This window comes from Serratia sp. CY40230 (assembly GCF_052168835.1).
GTDB classification, from domain to species: Bacteria; Pseudomonadota; Gammaproteobacteria; order Enterobacterales; family Enterobacteriaceae; genus Serratia; species Serratia nematodiphila.
Genome location: NZ_JBJNLX010000002.1, coordinates 472,825 through 494,130, shown reverse-complemented (window position 1 = coordinate 494,130; position 21,306 = coordinate 472,825). Strand labels below are relative to the sequence as shown.

The 21,306-nt window shown below is 60.7% G+C and carries 25 protein-coding genes; 11 read left to right on the top strand and 14 right to left on the bottom strand.

Translation table 11 applies throughout. The annotated features are described in order from the left end of the window. Positions 1-163: 163 nt before the first annotated feature. The 3 genes from lsrG (at position 164) to ACJ8IJ_RS09495 (ending at position 2,124) form a co-directional block, all read left to right on the top strand. The gene (gene lsrG / locus ACJ8IJ_RS09505) at positions 164-457 is read left to right on the top strand and encodes a (4S)-4-hydroxy-5-phosphonooxypentane-2,3-dione isomerase (RefSeq protein ID WP_004939559.1); all 294 of its coding nucleotides are present in this window, start codon (positions 164-166) and stop codon (positions 455-457) included. Positions 458-544: 87 nt separating this feature from the next. Beyond that, a complete protein-coding gene (locus ACJ8IJ_RS09500) occupies positions 545-1,450 on the top strand; it encodes an EamA family transporter (protein WP_021503964.1) in 906 nt (301 codons plus the stop codon). 83 nt (positions 1,451-1,533) lie between these two features. Next, the gene (locus tag ACJ8IJ_RS09495; RefSeq protein ID WP_442518568.1) at positions 1,534-2,124 is read left to right on the top strand and encodes a LysE family translocator; all 591 of its coding nucleotides are present in this window, start codon (positions 1,534-1,536) and stop codon (positions 2,122-2,124) included. On the opposite strand, the gene ACJ8IJ_RS09490 is transcribed toward ACJ8IJ_RS09495, so the two are convergent. Beyond that, a complete protein-coding gene (locus ACJ8IJ_RS09490; RefSeq protein ID WP_154870556.1) occupies positions 2,100-2,927 on the bottom strand; it encodes an AraC family transcriptional regulator in 828 nt (275 codons plus the stop codon). The genes ACJ8IJ_RS09495 and ACJ8IJ_RS09490 overlap by 25 nt on opposite strands. Before the next feature lie 69 nt (positions 2,928-2,996). Here ACJ8IJ_RS09490 and ACJ8IJ_RS09485 point away from each other — a divergent pair, with 69 nt between their 5' ends. Continuing rightward, entirely contained in the window at positions 2,997-3,215 is a 219-nt protein-coding gene (locus ACJ8IJ_RS09485) for a DUF7661 family protein (protein ID WP_015377079.1), read from the top strand. Between the two features lie 8 nt (positions 3,216-3,223). Here ACJ8IJ_RS09485 and ACJ8IJ_RS09480 read toward each other — a convergent pair whose 3' ends face one another. From ACJ8IJ_RS09480 to ACJ8IJ_RS09460, 5 genes are all read right to left on the bottom strand, one after another. Next, the gene (locus tag ACJ8IJ_RS09480; RefSeq protein WP_131164530.1) at positions 3,224-4,072 is read right to left on the bottom strand and encodes a PA4780 family RIO1-like protein kinase; all 849 of its coding nucleotides are present in this window, start codon (positions 4,070-4,072) and stop codon (positions 3,224-3,226) included. Between the two features lie 120 nt (positions 4,073-4,192). Then, a complete protein-coding gene (gene amyA / locus ACJ8IJ_RS09475) occupies positions 4,193-5,683 on the bottom strand; it encodes an alpha-amylase (RefSeq protein WP_021503962.1) in 1,491 nt (496 codons plus the stop codon). 112 nt (positions 5,684-5,795) lie between these two features. Further along, positions 5,796-6,452, bottom strand: a complete 657-nt coding sequence (locus ACJ8IJ_RS09470; protein ID WP_004939534.1) for a DUF799 domain-containing protein — start codon at positions 6,450-6,452, stop codon at positions 5,796-5,798. Continuing rightward, on the bottom strand, positions 6,449-6,805 hold the full coding sequence (locus ACJ8IJ_RS09465) for a DUF4810 domain-containing protein (RefSeq protein ID WP_131164529.1): 357 nt from the start codon (positions 6,803-6,805) through the stop codon (positions 6,449-6,451). The genes ACJ8IJ_RS09470 and ACJ8IJ_RS09465 overlap by 4 nt, the downstream gene beginning before the upstream one ends. Before the next feature lie 18 nt (positions 6,806-6,823). Beyond that, positions 6,824-7,495 carry a CsgG/HfaB family protein gene (locus ACJ8IJ_RS09460; RefSeq protein WP_004939528.1) on the bottom strand — a complete coding sequence of 224 codons (672 nt, stop codon included), beginning with the start codon at positions 7,493-7,495 and terminating at the stop codon, positions 6,824-6,826. Positions 7,496-7,977: 482 nt separating this feature from the next. Here ACJ8IJ_RS09460 and ACJ8IJ_RS09455 point away from each other — a divergent pair, with 482 nt between their 5' ends. Both ACJ8IJ_RS09455 and ACJ8IJ_RS09450 read left to right on the top strand, forming a co-directional pair. Then, positions 7,978-8,883 (top strand): bifunctional helix-turn-helix transcriptional regulator/GNAT family N-acetyltransferase, encoded by a 906-nt coding sequence (locus ACJ8IJ_RS09455; RefSeq protein WP_131164647.1) that lies wholly within the window; start codon positions 7,978-7,980, stop codon positions 8,881-8,883. Positions 8,884-8,967: 84 nt separating this feature from the next. Beyond that, the gene (locus ACJ8IJ_RS09450; RefSeq protein ID WP_131164527.1) at positions 8,968-10,266 is read left to right on the top strand and encodes an SLC13 family permease; all 1,299 of its coding nucleotides are present in this window, start codon (positions 8,968-8,970) and stop codon (positions 10,264-10,266) included. On the opposite strand, the gene dapF is transcribed toward ACJ8IJ_RS09450, so the two are convergent. From dapF to bhsA (ACJ8IJ_RS09435), 3 genes are all read right to left on the bottom strand, one after another. Then, positions 10,241-11,116: a diaminopimelate epimerase gene (gene dapF, locus ACJ8IJ_RS09445; protein ID WP_131164526.1), complete on the bottom strand. Its 876-nt coding sequence runs from the start codon at positions 11,114-11,116 to the stop codon at positions 10,241-10,243. The genes ACJ8IJ_RS09450 and dapF overlap by 26 nt on opposite strands. 113 nt (positions 11,117-11,229) lie before the next feature. After that, positions 11,230-11,487 carry a multiple stress resistance protein BhsA gene (gene bhsA / locus ACJ8IJ_RS09440; protein WP_004939517.1) on the bottom strand — a complete coding sequence of 86 codons (258 nt, stop codon included), beginning with the start codon at positions 11,485-11,487 and terminating at the stop codon, positions 11,230-11,232. Between the two features lie 193 nt (positions 11,488-11,680). Further along, positions 11,681-11,938 carry a multiple stress resistance protein BhsA gene (gene bhsA, locus ACJ8IJ_RS09435; RefSeq protein ID WP_015377085.1) on the bottom strand — a complete coding sequence of 86 codons (258 nt, stop codon included), beginning with the start codon at positions 11,936-11,938 and terminating at the stop codon, positions 11,681-11,683. Between the two features lie 175 nt (positions 11,939-12,113). Between bhsA (ACJ8IJ_RS09435) and ACJ8IJ_RS09430 the strand changes: the two genes are divergently transcribed. Beyond that, entirely contained in the window at positions 12,114-12,758 is a 645-nt protein-coding gene (locus ACJ8IJ_RS09430; protein WP_004939509.1) for a TetR/AcrR family transcriptional regulator, read from the top strand. Between the two features lie 35 nt (positions 12,759-12,793). Here ACJ8IJ_RS09430 and ACJ8IJ_RS09425 read toward each other — a convergent pair whose 3' ends face one another. The 4 genes from ACJ8IJ_RS09425 to ACJ8IJ_RS09410 all read right to left on the bottom strand — a co-directional run bounded on the left by ACJ8IJ_RS09425 (position 12,794) and on the right by ACJ8IJ_RS09410 (position 16,163). Next, the gene (locus tag ACJ8IJ_RS09425; RefSeq protein WP_004939506.1) at positions 12,794-13,612 is read right to left on the bottom strand and encodes a MetQ/NlpA family ABC transporter substrate-binding protein; all 819 of its coding nucleotides are present in this window, start codon (positions 13,610-13,612) and stop codon (positions 12,794-12,796) included. A gap of 19 nt (positions 13,613-13,631) precedes the next feature. Beyond that, positions 13,632-14,300 carry a methionine ABC transporter permease gene (locus tag ACJ8IJ_RS09420; RefSeq protein WP_004939505.1) on the bottom strand — a complete coding sequence of 223 codons (669 nt, stop codon included), beginning with the start codon at positions 14,298-14,300 and terminating at the stop codon, positions 13,632-13,634. Continuing rightward, the gene (locus tag ACJ8IJ_RS09415; protein ID WP_021503958.1) at positions 14,293-15,318 is read right to left on the bottom strand and encodes a methionine ABC transporter ATP-binding protein; all 1,026 of its coding nucleotides are present in this window, start codon (positions 15,316-15,318) and stop codon (positions 14,293-14,295) included. Before ACJ8IJ_RS09415 ends, ACJ8IJ_RS09420 begins: the two co-directional genes overlap by 8 nt. A 401-nt stretch (positions 15,319-15,719) precedes the next feature. Then, entirely contained in the window at positions 15,720-16,163 is a 444-nt protein-coding gene (locus tag ACJ8IJ_RS09410; RefSeq protein WP_437189181.1) for an acetyltransferase, read from the bottom strand. A 242-nt stretch (positions 16,164-16,405) separates the two neighbouring features. On the opposite strand from ACJ8IJ_RS09410, the gene ACJ8IJ_RS09405 reads away from it, so the two are divergent. From ACJ8IJ_RS09405 to ACJ8IJ_RS09395, 3 genes are all read left to right on the top strand, one after another. Then, on the top strand, positions 16,406-17,278 hold the full coding sequence (locus ACJ8IJ_RS09405) for an oxygenase MpaB family protein (protein WP_004939498.1): 873 nt from the start codon (positions 16,406-16,408) through the stop codon (positions 17,276-17,278). A gap of 162 nt (positions 17,279-17,440) precedes the next feature. Continuing rightward, on the top strand, positions 17,441-18,544 hold the full coding sequence (locus ACJ8IJ_RS09400) for a suppressor of fused domain protein (RefSeq protein WP_437189179.1): 1,104 nt from the start codon (positions 17,441-17,443) through the stop codon (positions 18,542-18,544). 28 nt (positions 18,545-18,572) lie between these two features. Then, positions 18,573-19,100, top strand: a complete 528-nt coding sequence (locus ACJ8IJ_RS09395; protein WP_437189178.1) for a cysteine hydrolase family protein — start codon at positions 18,573-18,575, stop codon at positions 19,098-19,100. A 32-nt stretch (positions 19,101-19,132) separates the two neighbouring features. Here the strand turns inward: ACJ8IJ_RS09395 and ACJ8IJ_RS09390 are convergent, their stop codons facing one another. Then, entirely contained in the window at positions 19,133-20,008 is an 876-nt protein-coding gene (locus ACJ8IJ_RS09390; protein ID WP_437189802.1) for an NAD(P)-dependent oxidoreductase, read from the bottom strand. Positions 20,009-20,298: 290 nt separating this feature from the next. Between ACJ8IJ_RS09390 and trpS the strand changes: the two genes are divergently transcribed. Further along, positions 20,299-21,306 (top strand): tryptophan--tRNA ligase, encoded by a 1,008-nt coding sequence (gene trpS / locus ACJ8IJ_RS09385; protein ID WP_442518567.1) that lies wholly within the window; start codon positions 20,299-20,301, stop codon positions 21,304-21,306.

Below are 21,306 nucleotides of genomic sequence, written 5' to 3'. Positions count from 1 at the left end.
CTATAGATGCCGCCGCCTTACCCCGCCGGGGGAGGAGTGGGCGTCGCCGACGCGATTTGTGAGCCAGGCGGCAAAATTGCCGTTGCGGCAGGGCAATCGACGGGAATAAACCTATGGTTGGAAAGCGCCATGTTACGGCGCGCCGTTTAAACAAGGAGTTGCCATGCACGTCACATTGGTTGAGATCAACGTTAAACAAGACAAAATCGACGAATTTATCGATGTTTTCCGCGCCAATCACCTGGGCGCGATCGAAGAGCCGGGCAACCTGCGCTTCGATGTGCTGCAGGATGAACAGATCCCGACGCGGTTTTACATCTACGAAGCCTATCGCGACGAGCAGGCGGTGGCGGCGCACAAGCAGACCCCGCACTACCTGCAGTGCGTGGAGAAGCTGGAAGCGCTGATGACCGGCCCGCGCAAGAAGACCACCTTTATCGGCCTGATGCCTGAATAATCGCCGGCGTTTGCCGGTGTCCATGCGCCCGGTTTGGTTGTAACCTGCAAGGCAAAGCGAATTTTCAATGGGATAAGCGGGGCGAGGATGACATTGCGCGATCGGCTGTTGGCGCTGTTGGTGGTGGTGATCTGGGGCGTGAATTTCGTCGTGATCAAGTTCGGTTTACAGGGTATGCCGCCGTTTCTGCTGGCCGGGATGCGTTTTTTACTGGTGGCGTTGCCGGCGATCTTCTTTATCCCGCGCCCGACTATTCCGTGGAAATGGCTGCTGCTGTACGGCATGACCATGAGCTTCGCGCAGTTCGCGTTTTTGTTCGTCGCCATCAAGGTGGGCATGCCGGCGGGGCTGGCCTCGCTGGTGCTGCAGGCGCAGGTGTTCTTCACCCTGCTGTTGGGCGTTGTGCTGATGGGAGAAAAGCTGCGGATCAACCATTTCGTCGGCATCGCTATCGCCAGCGGCGGCATGCTGGTGCTGGCGCAGGCCAGCCTGCATAAGCCGGGCAGCGGCGCGGTCCCTCTGGCGGGCCTGCTGTTGACGCTGGCGGCGGCGTTTTCCTGGGCGCTGGGCAACCTGACCAACAAGAAGATCCTGGCCGGTTTCCCGCAGCGTAATATCTTATCGCTGGTGGTGTGGAGCGCGCCGATCCCGGTCGTGCCGTTCCTGGCCTGCAGCTGGCTGTTCGACGGCCCTGAGGTAGTGCTGAGCAGCCTGAGCCATGTGCAGGTTGGCACCTGGCTGGCGGTGGCCTATCTGGCGTTCGCCGCCACGCTGTTCGGTTATTCGGTGTGGGGCAGCCTGCTGGGGCGCTATGAAACCTGGCGCGTTGCGCCGCTGACGCTGCTGGTGCCGCTGGTCGGGCTGTTCGCCGCCTGGCTGCTGCTGGACGAAGCGTTGTCGCCGGCGCAGTTCGGCGGCGCATTGCTGGTGCTGGCCGGCATGGCGGTCAACACCTTCGGGCTGCCGCGCCGCCGGGCCGTCGCCGTGCGCTAAACCGAATAGGGTAATTCTGTTCAATACGCTGTCGGCGGCGGTCGGCATTCTGGCGCCTGTGAATATTTTCTCAGGTGTCCATCATGAATATCTACCTTTCCATGGCCGCGTTTGCGCTGGCGGCCTCCATCACTCCCGGCCCGGTCAACATCGTCGCATTGAGCGCCGGGGCGCAATTCGGCTTTGGCGCAACCCAGCGCCATGTGTTCGGCGCCACGCTGGGGTTTACCCTGTTGCTGGTGCTGCTGGGATTGGGCATGCACCAACTGCTGATCCTGTGGCCGGGGCTGACCCGCTTGATCCAGTGGGCCGGCGTGGCCTTTCTGCTGTTTATGGCCTATCGGCTGGCGTTTGACGACGGCAGACTGGGCAACGGCGCGGCGCAGGCGCCTTCCTGTTGGTACGGCGCGCTGATGCAATGGCTGAATCCCAAGGCATGGCTGGCGTCGGTGGCCAGCCTCGGCGCCTTTGTCGGCGACGGTGACATTCGGCTGCTGTGGCAGTTCGCCGGGCTCTACTTCGTGATTTGCTATGCCTCGGTAGCCTGCTGGGCCTATGTCGGCTCGATGCTGCGCGGCCTGCTCAGGCAGGCGCGCAACGTACAGCGCTTTAATCGCGCGATGGCGGCGTTGCTGGCGGCCAGCGCTTGCTATCTGTTGGCGGAGGGTTTTTGATACTGGCCGGGCGTGGCGGCCAACAGCTGTTTGAAGGTGCGCTGAAAGTGCGCCTGATCGGCAAAGCCGCTTTCGCTGGCGGCCGCAGCGATCGGCAGGCCGCTTTTCAAGAGCCGATGGCCGTGCTGTACGCGGCGGTTGACCAGATAGGCGTGCGGCGTCATGCCGTAACGCTGGCGGAAGGCGCGGATCAGGTAAGAAGGGGACAGCGCGGCGGCGCGGCAAATGTCTTCCAGCGTCAGTGCCTGGGTGCAGTGCGCGTCGATGAATGCCGCCGCCGCTTCCAGTCGGGTATGCGGCGGCGTCTCCGGCTGGCGGACATCGCCCAGCCCGAGCTGCAGGGCGCTGAAATACTCCACCATGGCGATCTGTTTTTCCAGCGCGCTGCACAGCGGATCCGTCAGCAGCGCATAAAGCCGGTTCAGCCCGTGGAACAGCGCCGGATCGCGGCTGAGCGGCTGGCTGAACGGAACAAAACGGTCGCCCTCGCCGCCGAGCAGCTCCTGCTGCAGCGCGCCGAGCCAGGCGAGATCGAGATAGAACATGACGTACGACCAACGGCGATCGGCGATGGGGTTGCAGGCGTGCGCCTGCTGCGGGTTGATGACAACCAGATCGCCGGCGCTGACCTGCATGCGCCGCTCGCCGTTGACATAGGTACTGACGCCGCCGGTGATGGCGCCGATGGAAAAGAATTCGTGGCTGTGCAGGCTGTAACATACCTGGCGGCCATCCGCGATAGCGCGGGCTTCGACGAACGGCAACTGCGGATCGCGCCAGAACTGCGGCGTTTTTTCACTCATACGCTTTCCTTTTCACTGCGGCGGCATCACAGTGTTATAGCCTGAAAGCGACGAGTGGGGGAATGGCGGATGATGATTTTTAACGTGTTCGGCCGTCTGCTGGGCGTGAAGCGCATCGGGGACGAATGGCGGCTGTTCCGCGTGACGCTGCCGGAGCGCAAATATGCTCCCAGCTACGATATCGTGCTGCCGGCGGATCTGCGCGAAGAGGAGATCGCCGGCTATCTGGGGGATATTTATCACGAGGCCGCGACGCCGCAGCGGCCGGAGGTGTTTCGCGTCGAATAGCGCGGCCGTTACTCTTCCGTATTGCGCGCCATGAGGCGGCGCTGGTGTTCCTCGCTGGCGGCCTGGATCTCTTCCAGCACCGAGCCGACGTCGGCGCGCTTCTGGATTTCGTTGAACCGGCCGCTGAGGGCGCTGTCCGGCGTCAGGTTGCCTTCCTGATACAGTGCCCAAATCTCTTTGGCGTATTGGCTGTCGCGCAGTTCCGGCGCGAACTGGCCGTAATATTCGGCCAGATTGCCGATATCGCGCTCGAACATGCTTTTGGCGTGGTTGTTGGCGGCGGCGTCCACCACCTGCGGCAGATCGATGATCACCGGTCCGTCTTTATCCATCAGCACGTTGAATTCCGACAGGTCGCCGTGCACCAGCCCGGCGCACAGCATGCGCACCGCGTAGTTCATCATCAGGGCGTGATCGGCGCGCGCCTGTTCCGGCGTCAGGATGACATCGCTCAGGCGCGGCGCCACCAGGCCTTCTTCGTCGGTGATCAGCTCCATCAGCAGCACGCCGTCCAGGCAGATATCCGGCTGCGGCACCCGCACCCCGGCCTTGGCCAGCTGATACAGCGCGTCCACTTCGGTGTTTTGCCAGGCTTCTTCCTGCTGCTGGCGGCCGAATTTGGAGCCTTTGCTCATGGCGCGTGCGTCGCGGCTGTTGCGCACCTTGCGCCCTTCCTGATAGTGGACGGCCTGCTTGAAGTTGCGCTTCTCGGCCTCTTTGTACACTTTGGCGCAGCGGATCTCATCGCCGCAGCGCACGATAAACACGTCGGCTTCTTTGCCGCTTTTCAACCGGCGGATGACGTCGTCGATTAACCCGTCATCCACCAGCGGCTGGAGTCGTTTTGGAATTTTCATGCAGCCTTGTACCCTATTTAGGCTCCGGTGTGAATGGCTTGCGCAGTTGATAGCGTAAGTTAGACCCGAAAGGCAAACATTAGTTTTGCCGCCGCGTCATCATTACGCGGCGGCGGGCGATCAGAGGCTGGCGGCCGGCACCCAGACGCTGACGCTGCCGGCGTTAACCGGGAAATGGGCGCTGCCCTGGTCGTCGGCGGTGATTTCCTCCGGGCGGTTGCCGAGGAAATCGCGCCAGGCGGTGTGCGCGAGATCGGCGCCGAGCGTAACCGTCTTGCCGCTCTCGCCGCCGTTGGTCAGCACCACCACGCAGCCGGGAGCCTCGGCAGTGCCGGCGCGGCTGAAGGCCACGCAGTGGCTGTCGTCGAAGTAGTCGGTTTGCGGGCCGTTGGCGAAGCGCTGGCGCGCGGCGATCAGCTTCTCCAGCTCCGGGATCGCCGGCATGTCGATCTGGTATTCACCGCCGTCGCGCCCCTTGTCGCGGTAGCTGGCGCCATACAGGTCGGGGTAAAACACGCAGGGCACGCCCTGTTCGCGCAGCAGGATCAGCGCGTAGGCCAGCGGTTTGAACCAGGGTTCCACCGGCGCTTCCAGCGATTGCAGCGGCTGGGTATCGTGGTTGGCGACCAGCGTCACCGCGTGGGCCGGATCGGCGGCGGTTAGGGTATCGGTGAAGATCTGCGCCATGTCGAAGCCGTCGCCTTGCTTCGACGCCTGATGAAACTTCAGGTGCAGCGCCACGTCGAACAGCATCACCTTGCCGTCCACCAACTCGATGTATTGTTGCAGCGCGCTGAGATCGTGCGACCAGTATTCGGCAACGATAAACAGGTCGCGTTGCGCGCTGCCGCGCACGTGATCCGCCCACTCTTTGAAGAACCAGGCGGGAATGTGTTTGGCGGCGTCGAGGCGGAAGCCGTCGCACGGCAAGGTTTCCAACAGCCAGCGCGCCCAGTATTTGAGCTCCTCCGTCACGGCGGTATTGCGGAACTCCACGTCGGCGCCCATCAGATAGTCGTAGTTGCCTTTCTCGTCGTCGACCTGATCGTTCCAACCGTCGTCGCCATAGTCGTTGGCGATTTTGAACACCCCTTTGTCGTCCGGCTGCTCAACATAGTCGACGCCGCTGAAGCATTTGTAATCCCAGATAAATTCGGAATGCACGCCCTGGCGGCCGGGGAAGGTGAAGCGGGTGTAGGCCAGCGCGTCGAAGCCCTGATCGTCAATGTCGTTGCGGTTGTTGGCGTCCACCTTGAACACGTGCACCCGTTCTTTCTCGTCCGCGCCGAGCTTGTGGTTGAACACCACATCGTAAAGCACGCCCACGCCGTGTTCACGCAGCGTATTGGCGGCATGTTCCAGCGCCGCCTTGTCGCCGTATTTGGTCGCCACGCTGCCTTTCTGGTCAAACTCGCCCAGATCGAACAGATCGTAAGTATCGTAGCCGACGGAGTAGCCGCCGGAAGCGCCCTTGCAGGCGGGCGGCAGCCACAGATCGGTGATGCCCAGTTCGGCCAGGTGCGGGGCGCGCTCGGCGGCCTCCTGCCACAGTTTGCCGCCGTCGGGGTAGTACCAGTGGAAGAATTGCAGCAGGGTGGTTTTTTTCGTCATGAGCCAGCGTCCCGGTTAGCCAGAAGGAAAGGAGCAGTTAAAGCATGGGCTACTTTTGGCAAAAGGGACAAGTTTGGCATAGGCGGCCTGAGAAGGCCGCCCGAGAGACTGCTTAACGCTGGCTGGCGTAATGAGGCGAGCGCGGGCCATAAAGAATGGCGCCGTTCTGACCTGTTGCCGACAGGAGGCGAGTGTTGGCGATGGCGCCAATGTCGAACCCTTTGTCGCTGATGGTATCGGCGATTTGTGAAATCGCGGCGCTGATCACCATGCCCAGCAGGCCACCGGAATTGTTGTTGCCTTCGTTGCTGGATGCGGTGGCGGTGCCGGCCCACAGCTGTTTGCCGTTGCGCAGGTCAACCAGGCGAGCGGCTACGGTAACGCGAGTTTCGCTGCTGATCACCATGTAGCTGGTACCGTATTGCGTGACATCCAGGTACAGCACGGTGTCGGCGCCGAAAATCTGGTGCAGTTTTTTCGGACTGACGGCGCGGATGTCGTTGGCGTTGGTCAGACCGTTTTGCAGGAAGGTTTCCTCCACTACAGCGACCGGCAGCACATAGTAACCGGCCTCGGCCAGCGGTAAGGTTGCACTGGCGAGCACGCTGTGGCTGGCTTTGACGTCCGGCGACTGATTAACCGGCGGCAAGACCAGGATCGACTTCGGCTTGCTCTCATGGAATGCCGCATAGTCATAAGGCGTTTGCTTGGCACAGCCGCTCAGCAACAGGATGGCGGCAACGCTGAGGAAAGAGAGTACACGTTTCATTTAAAGCTCCCCTTATCCTTGGCCATCAGGAAATTCATAAACGGAGCTGATTCCGGGAACAGCGTTTTTTCCGTGTTGAATTCACTCATGGCTTGTCCGTCGTTGCCGGTTTTGCTGTACAGCAGCCCCAGTTGCGCATGCAGCCCCGGCGGTACGGCTTTATCCTTGGCGCGGGATTCCTCGACGATCTCTTTCAGCGTGGCGATCTGCTGCTCAGGGCTTTGCCCCTCCTGCTGGTAGTATTGATAGAGAGAGGTTTGGTAGCCATCCCAATTGTAAAGCGTTTTCGGCGCGGCGCAGCCGGCCAGCAGGGTCGCTGCAAACAGCGCCCCGCCCATTTTTTTAGTTATCATCTTTCTGCTTCTAGTCCGTTAGTTAGCAGGGCGCCATGCGCCGTTTTCGATACCGGTGACCAGGTTATTGACGGCTTCACGCACGGCCAGATCCAGCACCTTGCCGTTAAGGGTGGAGTCGTAGCTGGCGGTGCCCCCGAAACCGATGATTTCGCGATTGGACAGTTCGTATTCACCGGCACCCTGAGAGGAAAAGACAACTTCTGAGGTCTGTACGTTTACGACGTTCAGATTGACTTTGGCGTAAGCGACTTGTGATTTACCACGGCCCAAAATCCCCCACAGCTGATGATCGCCGACTTCTTTACGGCCGAATTCGGTGACATCGCCGGTAATCACATAATTGGCGCCTTTCAGCGTTTGTGCCTTCCCTTTGATACCGGCTTCAGTTTTCAGCTCTTCCATATTGGCGCGATCCAGCACGTTGAAACGGCCAGTCTGCTGCAAATGCGTGATCAGGATAGTCTTGGACTGATTGCCCAGCCGATCGACGCCATCGGAGAAGATGCCGTTCATGTAGCTGGAGCGGTTGTCGAATTTGCCGACGGCGATAGGGCTGCGTGGGCCCTGATAAGTGGTGTTGTAGGAAGCCACTTTCGGCACTTCCAAAGTGCGAGAAGATTCGGTCGCGCAGCCCGCCAGCAAAGTGACGGAAAGGGCGACGGAACAGACGGCGAGTGATTTTTTCATTGGCGTGCAATCTCTCCATGAGCATAAAACAGCGCGGGAGCAACCCGCGCCCGACGTTGATATAACGAGCGTTGTCGTCGTTATAGAAACGCCGCGATCCTGCCATGAATATGTAACAAATTACAACAAGATATCGGCGTTAATGCCGCTATTAACATCGTTGTAACCTATTGGAATTAAATGGATTAGTATCGATTCTCTCTCTTTCCTGCAAGTTTTTTTCACGGTTGTACGTTTTTTAACTGGTTTATGGTTTTTTTAATCTTAAATATATGGATGTTTATTCTGAAATTTTTCAATTAATAAGTTTTATATATTGGATGATATTACATTTTGCATCAGCTCATCTGTTATGTCGGGGTTCATGGCGGCTTGATGATCCGGTAAGGTAGTGAAAATTAGGTAACACTATCAACCAAATGTCATTTTTCATCGGTAGCGAATCGGGGATATCAATTGTGAACATCAGGGATTTCAGAGCATTGGCGCGCAGTTTGGTCAGAGAATTCGGCATGTTGAACAAGCAGAGCAACGGCTCGCGCTTTTCGCCGCTGCAGATCCATCTGATGATCGAAGTCAGCGAGCAGCCGCTGGGCGTCACCGAGCTGGCGGCCCGGCTTTGCATCGACAAGGCCAGCGCCAGCCGGGCGCTGCGCAGCCTGGTGGCCGCCGGCGTGATAGAAACGGTGGATCATCCTGATGACAAGCGGCACAACCTGCATCGGCTGAGTAAACAGGGCGGCAAGACGCTGGCCGGCATTGAGAGCGACGCCGACGGTTTTATGCAGGCGGCGCTGGCGCAGTTGGACGACGATGAGCTGGCGAGCACCACCGCAGCGATGAAAAAGATGACCGCGGCGCTGCGCAGCGCGCGCAAACAGCGCGACGCCAATCTGCGGGTGCGGCCGATCGCCGAGCGCGACGATGCGGTAATGGCGGCGATCATTCGCGATGTGTTTCGCGAGTACGGCATGGACAAAATGGAAGGGGTCAGTCTGCACGATCCGGATCTCGATCGGCTGACCGGTCTGTATCGCGACAACGGCGGCCACTACTGGGTGCTGGAGCGGGACGGACAGGTGGTGGGGGGCGTCGGCATGGCGCCGCTGGCCGGCGAAGAGCCCGGCTATTGCGAGCTGCAAAAACTGTTTTTCAAACCCGGCGCGCGCGGGTTGGGCATGGCGCGCCATATGGTGGTGCAGGCGCTGAAGGCGGCGCGGGCGGCAGGGTATCGCTACTGCTACCTGGAAACCACCGAACAGTTGAAAGAGGCGATCGGGTTGTACTATGCGCTGGGGTTCACGCTGTTGACGGAACGGCGCGGCAATACCGGCCACCACGGCTGCAACGTATGCATGCTGAAAAATCTCCAGAGCGACGATATGTGAGCGGTTTCAAGGTTAGCGCCCGCGCCTTGTGTCACCCTGTTAACCGTTTGATAACAATCACAACGTTTTATCAGGGAGGAAACTATGTTGGGGGATCCGATGGCGCTGCCCGCGCTGGTCACGCTGGTGGTCATCGTGCTATGGGCCAGCGCCCGCTTGCCGGAGTATGTGGTCGCGCTGCTGTTCTTTGCGGCGGTGATGGTCTTGCAGCTGGCGCCCGCCGCGGTGACCTTTTCCGGTTTCGCGTCTTCCGCATTCTGGCTGGTGCTCAGCGGTTTCGTGCTGGGCTCCGCCATCCGCAGCACCGGTTTGGCGGATCGCCTGGCCAACCGGCTCTTGCCGCATCTGGCCGGTTCCTGGCCCCGGCTGGTGGGTGGCGTGGTGGCGATAAGCTACGCGCTGGCGTTTGTCATGCCTTCCAATATGGGGCGCATTACGCTGCTGATGCCGATCGTTATGGCGTTGGCCAATCGCGCCGGTCTGGCGGAAGGCTCGCGCGGCCGCATCGGTTTGGCGCTGGCGGTGGGGTTCGGCACCTTCCAGCTCTCTGCCAGCATCCTGCCGGCCAACGTGCCCAATCTGGTGATGAGCGGCGCGGCGGAAAGCGCCTATGGCAGCCACTTCGCTTATCTTTCTTACCTGCTGTTGCACGCCCCGGTGCTCGGGATCGCCAAAGGCGCGCTGCTGACGCTGTGCATCTGCGGCCTGTTCCGTGCGCGGCCGCAGCCGGTGGCGGCCGAGGCGGCGCAAACCCCGCTCAGCACCGCCGAATGGCGGCTGATCGCGCTGTTGGGCGCCACGGTGTTGCTGTGGATGACCGACAGCTGGCACGGCATCGCTCCCGCCTGGGTGGGGTTGGCGGCGGCGTGTTTCTGCCTGTTGCCGCGTATCGGGTTTCTCAACGGCGAGCAGTTCGCCGTCGGGGTTAACGTGCGCACCTGTATCTACGTGGCGGGGATCCTGGGGCTGACCGCATTGGTCAGCCACTCGGGGCTCGGCGATCGGTTGGGCGGTGCGCTGCTGGCGATGATGCCGGATCTGCATGACAAACCGTTCGCTGCGTTCGGTTCGCTGGTGGGGATCACCGCGTTGCTGAATTTCGTGGTGACCGCCAATGGCGTACCGGCGCTGTTTACCCCGCTGGCGGAGGCGCTGTCGGCGGGCAGCGGTTTACCGCTGCTGACGGTGCTGATGACCCAGGTGATCGGTTACGCCACGCCGCTGCTGCCGTATCAGGCTGCGCCGATCGTGGTGGCGATGGGGATGGGCAAAGTGCCGGCGCGCGAGGGGCTGAAGCTGTGCCTGCTGTTGGCCGCGCTCAGCTTTGCGCTGCTGGTGCCGTTGGATTATCTGTGGTTCAGACTGCTGGGGTGGATCCCGTAAACAGCCCTGCGCCGCCGGCAAAACAATCTTCGTCCAGCGTCAGAGTGGCGATTTTATGCACCGGTCCGCGCATGCTGACCTGAAAATCGCCGCTGAAGGCGATCTGCAGCTCGCCGCCCGGCATCCGCACGCTAACCCGATCGCCGACTCGTCCCAACTTGCGCATCACGCTGGCGGCGGCGCAGCTGCTGCTGCCGGAGGCGAGGGTAAAACCGGCGCCGCGCTCCCAGATGCCGATGCGCAGCGTCTGGCGATCGACCACTTCCACCAGTTGTACATTGGTGCGTTTCGGGAACAGCGGATGGCGTTCAATCTGCGGTCCGAGCCGATGCACCTGCGCCAGATCCAGTTTTTCCACCGGCACCACGCAGTGCGGGTTGCCCATCGACACCAGCGAAACGCTTAACGTCTCCTCCCTCAGGGGCAGCGGATAGTTCAGCGCCTCCGGCAGATCGATCAACGCCGGCAGCGCCGCCGGGCTGAAATTGGCGCGCCCCATTTCCACCGTTATCTGATGCGCGTCTTGCGCCACCTGGCAGCGCACGTCGCCGCCGGCGGTGTGCACCAAAAACGGCTGATGCCCCACGCGGCCGCTGTCAAACAGATAGCGCGCGTAGATGCGCAGGCCGTTGCCGCTCTTCTCCGCTTCGGAACCGTCCGGGTTGATGATGCGCAGGGTGGGATTGATGGCGTCGCCGCTGTCGATCAGCAGGCCGTCGGAACCGATGCCGTAATGCGGGTGGCACAGCAGGCGGATCTGTTCATGGCTCAGCCGATCGGCGACCGAACGGTGGCATACCAGGTAGTCGTTGCCCAGACCGTGATATTTGTGGAACAGCAGGGGAGTCATGGCGTTGCTCGGCTCAGCGGAAAAAGGTCGCTACAGCTTACAACAGAACGTTGGCGTTAAAGCAAACAAAAGGCGGCCTGAGCCGCCCTTTTGCACGATTGCCGATCCGGCCATTAATTGTAGATGATCGCGGTGCCGTGCAGTTTATTGTCACCGGTGGTGGCGATGATCTGGAAGGATTTTGCGCCCGCCGCATCGGCTTTGGCCGCCAGTTTGTTTTCCAGGCTGCTCAGGTCGGACGCGCCGCTGACGGTGACGACGCCGGCTTTTTGCAGATCGGCGGGTTGTGCGTTAACCAGTTCGGCGGCGAAGCTGCCGAAGGAGACGGAAGCCAGTGCGATGGCGGCGATGGTCATTTTCAGGTTTTTCATGGTCTTATTTCCTATCTTTGTTCTTTACGATGTTTGTTTTGTAAGGTCGTTAAATTAATTAACGATCGATAATTTAATGTTAGATGCCGGTTTGACGGATTGCAAGTATTTTTTTAATGCTCGTTAATTAATTTTTTTTGACGCCCTGGCGTCGGGAGCAAAACTTATCGCGATCCGCTGGTTTAATTCATTGTTATTGATAGATTTCTGCGGTGCCGTGCAGCTGGTTGTTACCGCCGGCGCCGATGATACGGAAGGATTTTGCACCGGCCTGATCGGCTTTGGCGGCCAGGCTGCTTTCCAGCGAGGTCAGATCGGATGCGCCGCTGACGGTAATGACGCCCACTTTCTGCTGGTCAGCCGGTTGGTTCTGGACCAAATCAGCGGCGAAGCTGCCGAAGGAAATGCTGGCCAGAGTGAGGGCTGCTAAGGTTAATTTTAAGTTTTTCATAATGTTAATTCCTTTCCGATAACGGTGAATAGAGGGGTTTAATCCGCTTCGCTAAATTATCTTAACGATCGATAACTAAATGCTAATCGGTTCTCGACGAGGGCGCAATATTTTTTTATAATGATCGTTAAGTTATTTGTGCTAACCCTGCTGTGGAGCGGGACAGGAGAGAATGATGAGCATCAATGAAGAGGTCTGCGGCAAAAAGAGCCGTGGCAGGCCGAAACAATTTGATCGCGACCGGGCGCTGGAAAGCGCGCTCGATCTGTTCTGGCGGCACGGCTATGAAGCCACCTCGCTGGCCGATCTGGTGGAAGTGACCGGCGCCAAAGCGCCAACGCTGTATGCGGAATTCGGCAACAAGGAAGGGATGTTCCGCGCGGCGGTGGAACGCTATCTGCAAAAATACACCACCTGCACCAACCAACTGTTGGAACAGGCGTTGCCGGTAGCCGAGATCGTCGAGGCCTACGTGCGTTCTTCCGTCGAAGTGTTTACCGATCCCGATACGCCGTCAGGTTGTTTTATGGTGTGCGCCTCCGCCGCGCTGTCGTCCGCGTCCGACGACGTCGCCCAGATGCTGCGCAAAAAACATCATGCCCAGGAAGCGGCGCTGAAAGCCTGTTTCGATCGTAAGGTGCAGCAGGGTGAACTGCTGGCGAAGACCGACACCGCGCTGCTGGCGAAATACGTCATTTGCACCATTGAAGGCATGTCGGTGCAGGCGCGCGAAGGGGCAAGCCGCAGCGATCTGCTGCGGTTGCTGGAGGCGCTGATGCTGGTGTGGCCGCGTCTCAGCCAGATTGGCAATAAGGTGTAGAAACAGGCCCGGTTTTCACCGGGCCGTATACAACGTCACTGATTGACCGGGATCACCGCGCCCTGGTACTTCTCGCGGATAAAGTCTTGAATCGGCTTGGAGTGCAGCACTTTCACCAGCGCCACGATCTCCGGCTTGTTCACGTCGGCTTTGTGCACGGTGATGATGTTGGCGTACGGGTTGTTTTCGCCGCTTTCGACCGCGATCGGATCCTTGGTCGGATTCAGCCCGGCGTCGATGGCGTAGTTGGCGTTGATCACCACCGCGTCGCCTTCGTTGTTGTTATACATCTGCGGCAGCAGGGCGCCCTCAACGTTGGCCTGGAACTTCAGGTGTTTCGGGTTTTCCACCACGTCGGTGATGCGCGCGTCCACTTTGCTCACCCCCGGCTTCAGCTTGATCACGCCTTCCCGTTCAAAAATAGACAGGATGCGGCCTTCTTCCGCCACCGCGTCGCGCATGATGATTTTGCCGTTTTCCGGCAGATCTTTCAGGCTCTTGTACTTCTTCGAGTAGATGCCGATAGGCTCAATATGGATCGCACCGGCGCTGACGAAGTCGTAGCTCTTGTCGTCGGCGTGGTCTTTCAGCACCGAGTTCAGGTAAGGCACGTGCTGGAAATAGTTGGCGTCAATGTCATGGCTGGCCAGCGCAGTGTTCGGCAGGATGTAGTCCTGGAAGCGCTTGATCTGCAGATCGATGCCTTCCTTCGCCAGTATCGGTTTAGCCTGTTCGAGGATCTCGGCGTGCGGCACGTTGGAGGCGCCGACCACCAGCTTGGTCGCCGCGGCGGCGCCAAAAGAAGCCAGAGTGGCGACGGAGGCGAAAGCCAACATCAGTAAGTGCTTTTTCATCATCGTTTTCCTTGGTTAATTAACGTTTATCGAGCGTTCTTGTCAGGGTGTCGCCAATGAACTGAATGACGAAAACGATCAGCAGGATCGTCAGCGTCGCCACCAGCGTCACGTCACTGTGGTTGCGTTGGAAGCCTTCCAGATAGGCCAGGTTGCCCAGGCCGCCGGCGCCGATCACCCCGGCCATCGCGGTGTAGCTCACCAGCGCGATCAGGGTGACGGTGATGCCGGAAACCAGCGCTGGCGAGCTTTCCGGCAGCAGTACGCGGAAAATCAGGGTGCGGTTTTTGGCGCCCATCGAGCGCGCCGCTTCGATCACTCCTTTGTCGACCTCGCGCAGCGCGATCTCCACCAGCCGGGCATAGAACGGCGCCGCGCCGACGATCAGCGCCGGCAGGGCCGCATCTGCGCCGAGAATGGTGCCGATAAGCGACTTGGTGAACGGGATCAGCAGCACGATCAGAATGATGAACGGAATGGAGCGGAAGACGTTGACCAACACGGAGATCAGCGAGTAGACCGCCCGGTTCTGCAACAGCTGGCCCTTCGAGGTTAAAAACAGCAGCACGCCGAGCACGATGCCCAGCACCAGCGTGGCCAAACCGGCGATGCCGGTCATGTACAGCGTTTCCCAGGTGGCGTCCCACAGTTGGTCCAGACGCAGGTGGGGGAACAGGGATTCAATCATGTTGGATAACCTCGACGGCGATGTTTCTTTCGTTCAGCAACTTGAGCATGTCGGCGACTTGTTGTTCGTTGCCTTCGGCGTGGATGTACAGTTCGCCGAACGAACCGTTGAGGGTGTGGCTGATCTTGCCGTGCAGAATGTTGATGGTCAGGGCGTAGCGCCGGATCACTTCAGAGATCACCGCCTGATGGGTTTGCACGCCGACGAAGGTCAACTTGAAAATCGCCCCCGGCAGGTGGGCGGTGAGCTGCGGGTTGAAGCTCTCTTCGGTGTCCGCATACTGCGACACCTGTTTGACGAACTGCCGGGTGATCGGCTGCTGCGGCCGGGTGAACACGTCGAGCACCGGGCCTTCTTCGACGATGCGGCCGTTTTCCATCACCGCCACGCGGTGGCAGATTTTGCGCACCACGTGCATCTCGTGGGTGATCAGCACGATGGTCAATTTCAGCTGACGGTTGATGTCCAACAGCAGGTCGAGAATGGCGTCGGTGGTCTGCGGATCGAGCGCCGAGGTGGCCTCGTCGCACAGCAGCACGCTCGGGTTATTGGCCAGCGCGCGGGCGATGCCGACGCGCTGCTTTTGGCCGCCGCTGAGCTGCGACGGGTAGGCGTTTTCGCGCCCCTGCAGGCCGACCAGCGCGATCAGTTCCGCCACGCGCGGCGCAATCTGCGCCTTGGGCACGCCGGCGATCTGCATGGAAAACGCGATGTTCTGGCTGACGGTGCGCGACCACAGCAGATTGAAGTGCTGAAACACCATGCTGATTTTCAGCCGCGCCTGGCGCAGATGGCTGCCTTTGGCGCGGGCGATATCGAAGCCGCCGACGTCGATGCGGCCGCTGGTGGGCGTTTCCAGGCCGTTGAGCAGGCGGATGAGGGTGCTTTTGCCGGCGCCGCTGTAGCCGATGATGCCGTAAATTTGCCCGGCCTCTACCGCCAGGCTGACGTTGTCTACCGCTACGACGCGGCCCTGTGTGCTGTCAAAAGTTTTGCAAACGTTCGAAAGAACGATCATAGCGAAGCGGATCCTTATCGATACATCACAGCATTCCGTCCAGAGCGCGGTGCGCCGGACAGAGATCGTTCGGCTTTTCGGCTGACGGAACCTCTGTTGCGGGTGAATACCGGGCAATCCTACCGAGGGTTGATAGTGACAGGAAGAATGTAAAATCTATTACTTATTCTGATTTGATATATAAGGCGGCGGGGGAGGCGGGGGAAGAAAACCGGCCGCAGGGCGGCCGGCGAGATTGATGACAAACCTTATACCCTTGCCGGGTTGGCAGAGAGCACCGAATAAAAAACAAGGAAAATCAATTTATTGATTTTCGGCTGATCACCACAAAGAGGGGAAAAACCACGCTTTTTCCCCTCTTTGTCAATAGACTGACCGGCCGCAGGGCGGCCGGCGGAAGGCTAGCGTTTGTCCAGCTTCATGTGCAGCAGCGGGAACGGGTTGCCCTGGCCGTCGAGCGGCGAGCGGCCGGTGATGACAAACCCGTAGTGGCGGTAGAAGCCGCTGGCCTGCGGATTTTGCTCGTTCACGTCCAGCTGCAGCTCATCGTGCAGCGTTTCCGCGTGGGTCAACAGCGCTTTGCCCACGCCTTGGCCGCGCTGAGCGGCGTCGATAAACAGCATCTCCACCTTGTTGCCGTTCAGGCCGATAAAGCCGCAGGGATGCCCCGGTCGGTCCTCGGCCACCCAAACGTTGACCGCCGGCAGGTAGTCGTTCAGCACCAGCGGGAACAGCTGCGCGATGTTGTCTTCGGTTAAAAAATGGTGGGTGGCGCGCACCGAACGCAGCCAGATATCTGCCAATTGCGCGTTGTCTTCCGCCGCGCGTGCTCTGATGGTAATCATCGAACTCTCTGCTATCTAAGTTGAAGGAAAAGAAACTAGATAGAGGTTTTGTGGGGTTAGTGCCGAATTAACGTGGGTTAACGCCCTGCAAAGCGCCTCTGCAGTGGATCGAATAGGCCCGCCTTCTCGCAAGCGGTATAACAACTGTAATTCAGCAAGTTAATGCTTTCAACCGCCGCAGGGCGCAATGAGGCGTTCGTCGCGTGATACACTGGCCGCTGAACCAGCAAGAGGGCGGCAGGATGGAAGCGGTACGCGCAGCGATAGAAAAACAGGTGCTCAGCCTGACCGGGCTGGCGCTCGGCGGCGTCGATTTTGAGAACCCGCCGGGCGATCCGGGCTTGTTCGGTCCGCAGTCTGTCATCTGGCAGGTACATCGCGACTTCACCCCGATGCTGTGCGGCGGCGTCAGCGCCTTGCTGCTGCAAATGCTGCACCCGCTGGCGCTGGCCGGAGTGTGGGATCACTCCAATTTTCGCGAAGATATGATCGGCCGCCTGCGCCGCACCAGCCAGTTCGTGTCGGTCACCACCTTCGGCCCGACCGCCGAGGCGCAGCGGCTGATCGCCAAAGTCAAAGCCATCCATCTGCGGGTGACCGGCGTCGGCAGCGACGGCACGCCTTATGCCGCCAGCGATCCGGCGCTGCTGACCTGGGTGCACGTGGCGGAGAGCAGCCGTTTTCTGGCCAGCCACCTGCGCTACCGCAACCCGCACCTTTCCCGCGATTTGCAGGATCAATACTATCGTGAAGCGGCGCGCGTGGCCGCCGCGCTGGGGGCGACGGCAATTCCTCAGTCCTGCGCGGAGGTCGAAGAATACCTGCAGGCGATGCGGCCGCAGCTGGTGTGCGATGAACGCACGCAAGAGGTGGCGCGCATTCTGCTGAAGGCGCCGGCGCCGAGCGCATTGGCGCGCCCCCTCGGCGGGGTGGTGATGCAGGCGGGCATCGATCTGTTACCCGATTGGGCGCAGCGGCAGTTCGGTTTTCATCCGGGCGCGCTGCGGCGGCGGCTGGTGCGAACGGGCGCCGCCGGTTTGGGCAAGGTGCTGGGCGCGTCGATGCGCAACGGTTCCTATCAGCGTGCGGTGCGGCGCATCACTCAGCCGTCATGAGCCGCAGCCGCTATAATTAGCCTTTGTTTATCTTCGTTTACGGCCGTTTTTGAGACTTTTACGGGTGATCCGGCCAGTAATGCGTTTTACACTTGGGGCAAAGCCACAGTCCATTTTTGGCGCGCAGCCGATTCTGCCGCGCCCTGACCCTATTGAGGTGATATGAACGAGTCATACGTACTTGCTGAAGTCAGCAATGAGAACCAGACGCTGGTCGCGGTGGTTCAGCAAGATCACCGGGCAGCCTATTTTTACATCTATCCCGCCGAAGCCTACAGCGATCGCTATCAGGTGCGCGCCTGCTGGCTGCGCAACCTGGCCGCCGCGCCGCTGCAGGAGGATCGCGCTGCGCTGGAACAAGGGCAGCCGCCGATGCTGGCGGCGGAGTATTGCCGCAACCTGGAAGGGGAAGCGCCGCTGAACCCGGAAGGGCTGATGGTGGTGTGGAGCGAAAGCGACGACGGCGCGGCCCTGTGGTATTACGGCCAACTGTTGGCGGTGATCCCCGGCTGGAGCCTGTATATCGACCATTCGGTGTGCTATTCCGCCAGCTGCATCAAGGAGAGCCCGTTGGCCTATCCGCTCGGTTCGGCCTCGACCAACACCCAATATGCGCAGGCGGAGAGCACCCGCCAGTTTTGGCGCAGCTGGCAGCGTGAAGAGGGCAATCCGTGGCCGAAGATGCAGCGCGATTTTCAGGCGCGCTATGAGCCGCATTTCGGCCCCTCGGTAAAATACTACGCCATCGATCAGGGCAAGTGGCCGCCGATGGCCATCACCCAGCACGAACGCGACGGCATCTATTACTTCCTCACCATGGGGGTCAGCATCCGGCCGATGCCGTGGGTGGAGATCCTGTTCAACGACGAGGCTTCGCGCTATCGCCGCATGGAGATGGCGATCGCCATCGACAGCCAATACATGACCGAAGACAACGCGGTGCAGATGGCCAGCGCGCTGGCCGGTTTCGCTCATGCGCCGTGGGCGCGGCTGACCTGGATCGGCGAAGGGCATACGCTGGAGTCCGACGTGGCGCCGCTGGGCTATGAGGGCTATATTTTATCGTCGTCCTTCTACCCGCATCACGCGCACCTGGCTCTGCCGCAGCAGTATGGCGATCCGGTTAACCTGTTCTGGGCCAGCCCGGTGTTTACCGCCGAGCGCCAATTGGCGCACGCCACGCCGAATGGCGGGCACGATCTGGTGCACAGGCTGCGCGAGCAGGGCGTCGACCATATTTTCCGCCCGCGCCAGCCGGTGTGCTGACGCGCTTATCTTTTCTTCAGGAGCCGCCATGACCACCGCGCTGTTGATTATCGATGTGCAGGAAGGGTTGTTTACGCCGCCGCCGGCGGATGCCGCGGGCACCGTTGCGCGCATCAATCAGCTGAGCGAGCGCGCCCGCCGGGTCGGTGCGCCGGTTGTCGTCATTCAGCACCATACGCCGGACGATGAGTTGCCGCACGGCAGCGCCGCCTGGCAAGTGCTCGCGGCGCTGACGGTGGCGCCGGGCGACCATCGGGTGGAGAAAACCACGCCGGACTCGTTCCTGCGCACCTCGCTCGGCGCGTTACTGATCGCCAACGGCGTATCGCAGCTGGTGGTTTGCGGCTACTCCACGCCGTTTTGCATCGATACCACGGTGCGCAGCGCGGCGGCGCGCGGCTATCCGGTGACGCTGGCGGCGGATGCGCATACCTGCCACGACAAATCCTATGCCGATGGCCTGCTGATCCGCACCCACCATAACGAGACGCTGTCGAACATCGACAGCTTCGGCGTGCCGATCCGCGCAGTGCCCGCGGCGGACATCGTGTTCTGAGAACGGAAAACGGGGGCCAACGCCCCCGTTCGTTATTTCAGGCCCGCCCGCCGCGCCGCCACCTTGGCCAGCGCCGCCCAGTCCAGATCCGCATCCCCCTGCGCCATCGCGTCGAGGAAGTTGTCTTTCAGCACCCCGGCGAACGGCATCGGCGTATGGCTGTCGGCGCCGGCGGCCAGCGCCAGCCTGACGTCCTTCAGCCCCAGCGCCAGCCGGAATCCGGCGGGTGAATACTTCTCGGCGGCGATCAGCGCGCCATAGCCCTGATAGGCCGGGGCGGCGAAGACGGTGCTGCTCAGCATCTGCAGGTAGTCGGCGCCGGACACGCCGTAGTTGCGTACCAGCGCACTGCCTTCCGCCATCGCTTCAATGGCGCTGGCCAAGGTAAAGTTGGTGGCGATTTTGACCACGTTAGCCTGCGCCGGATCGGCACCGAAGTGCCAGGTTTTCTGGCCAAGGGCATCGAACAGCGGCTGCGCTTGCTTCAGCCGCTCGCTATCGCCGGCCGCCAGAATATTCAGCTTGCCGGCGGCCGCCACGTCGACCCGCCCCAGCACCGGCGCGGCGAGATAGCCGATGCCGTGTTCCGCATGCAGCGTTGTCAGGCGTTTGGCGAGTTCGACCGAGATGGTCGCCATATTGATATGCAGCGCGCCCGGTTTCATCCGCTGCAGCAATCCGCTGTCCACCACCACCTGTTGCGTGGCGGCATCGTCGGCCAGCATGGTGATCAGCACGTCGGCATCGGCCAACTGTTCCGGCCGTTCGGCCTGCCGCGCGCCGGCGCTCACCAGCGGCTGCGCCGCCTGCGGCGAGCGGTTCCATACCGTTAAGGCGAAGCCCGCCTGCAACAGGTTGGCCGCCATGGCGCTGCCCATCCCACCCAGTCCGGCAAATCCGATCTTCATCATGCGCTCCTTTTTCAGGTTGAAGGTTTTACCCTAGCGCGCCAGGCCAGGAACGCAAATGCCGGAGTGTAACGTCGTCTTACGCACCGGCGGCGGGTTATTGACGCGCTGCCGCAGCGGGTATACCTTGATACCATGAATATATCGATGCACTCCACCCACAATCAGTCATGGTGGCGCCTCTTCTGAGGCGGCACGAGTATTCACATCTCTTTTTAATGCCGCCGGTTTGGCGGCATTATTTTTTGTGGCGTTGATCCGGCGGTCTACAGACCTTCAGGAGCACTGTCATGAGCTACACCATTCTTACCGGCGATCGCGCCACCGGCCCACTGCATTTAGGCCACTTCGTCGGCTCGCTGCGCCAGCGCGTGGAACTGCAGCACCAGCATAACCAAACGGTGATGGTGGCGGATCTGCAGGGCCTGACCGATAACGGCAGCAACCCGCAAAAAATCAGCGCCAACGTGCTCAACGTGGTGGCCGACTATCTGGCGGTGGGCATCGATCCGCACAAGACCACCATTTGCCTGCAGTCGGCGCTGCCGGCGTTGGCCGAGCTGACGATGTACTACCTCAATCTGGTCAGCGTGGCGCGGCTGGAACGCAACCCGACGGTGAAAAACGAAATCGCCGAGAAGGATTTCGCCCGCAGCCTGCCGGCCGGTTTTCTGATCTATCCGGTCAGCCAGGCGGCGGACATCACCGCCTTCGGCGCCACCCACGTGCCGGTCGGCGAGGATCAGCTGCCGATGCTGGAGCAAACCAACGAGATCGTGCGGCGCTTCAACCACATCGTCGGCCAACCGGTGCTGACGGAGTGCCAGCCGCTGTTAAGCAACGTCGGGCGTCTGCCGGGGCTGGACGGGCAGGGCAAGATGTCGAAATCGCGCGGCAACGCCATTCAGCTTGGCGCCGGCGCCGACGAGGTGCATAAGGCGGTGATGAGCATGTTCACCGATCCCGGCCATCTCAACGTCAGCGATCCCGGCCGGGTGGAGGGCAACATGGTATTCACCTATCTGGACGCCTTCTGCGAAGACGCCGCGCTGGTGGCGGAGCTGAAGGCGCACTACAGGCGCGGCGGGTTGGGGGACGTGAAAATCAAACGGCTGCTGGAGGATTGCCTGCAGAGCCTGCTCGAACCGATCCGCACCCGCCGCGCCGAATTCATCGCCGATAAAGGCGAGCTGACGCGCATCCTGCAGCACGGCACCCGCCGCGCGCATCAGGTCAGCCAGCAGACGCTGCAGCAGGTCAAGGCGGCGCTGGGGCTGGACTTCTTTAGCCTGGAATGA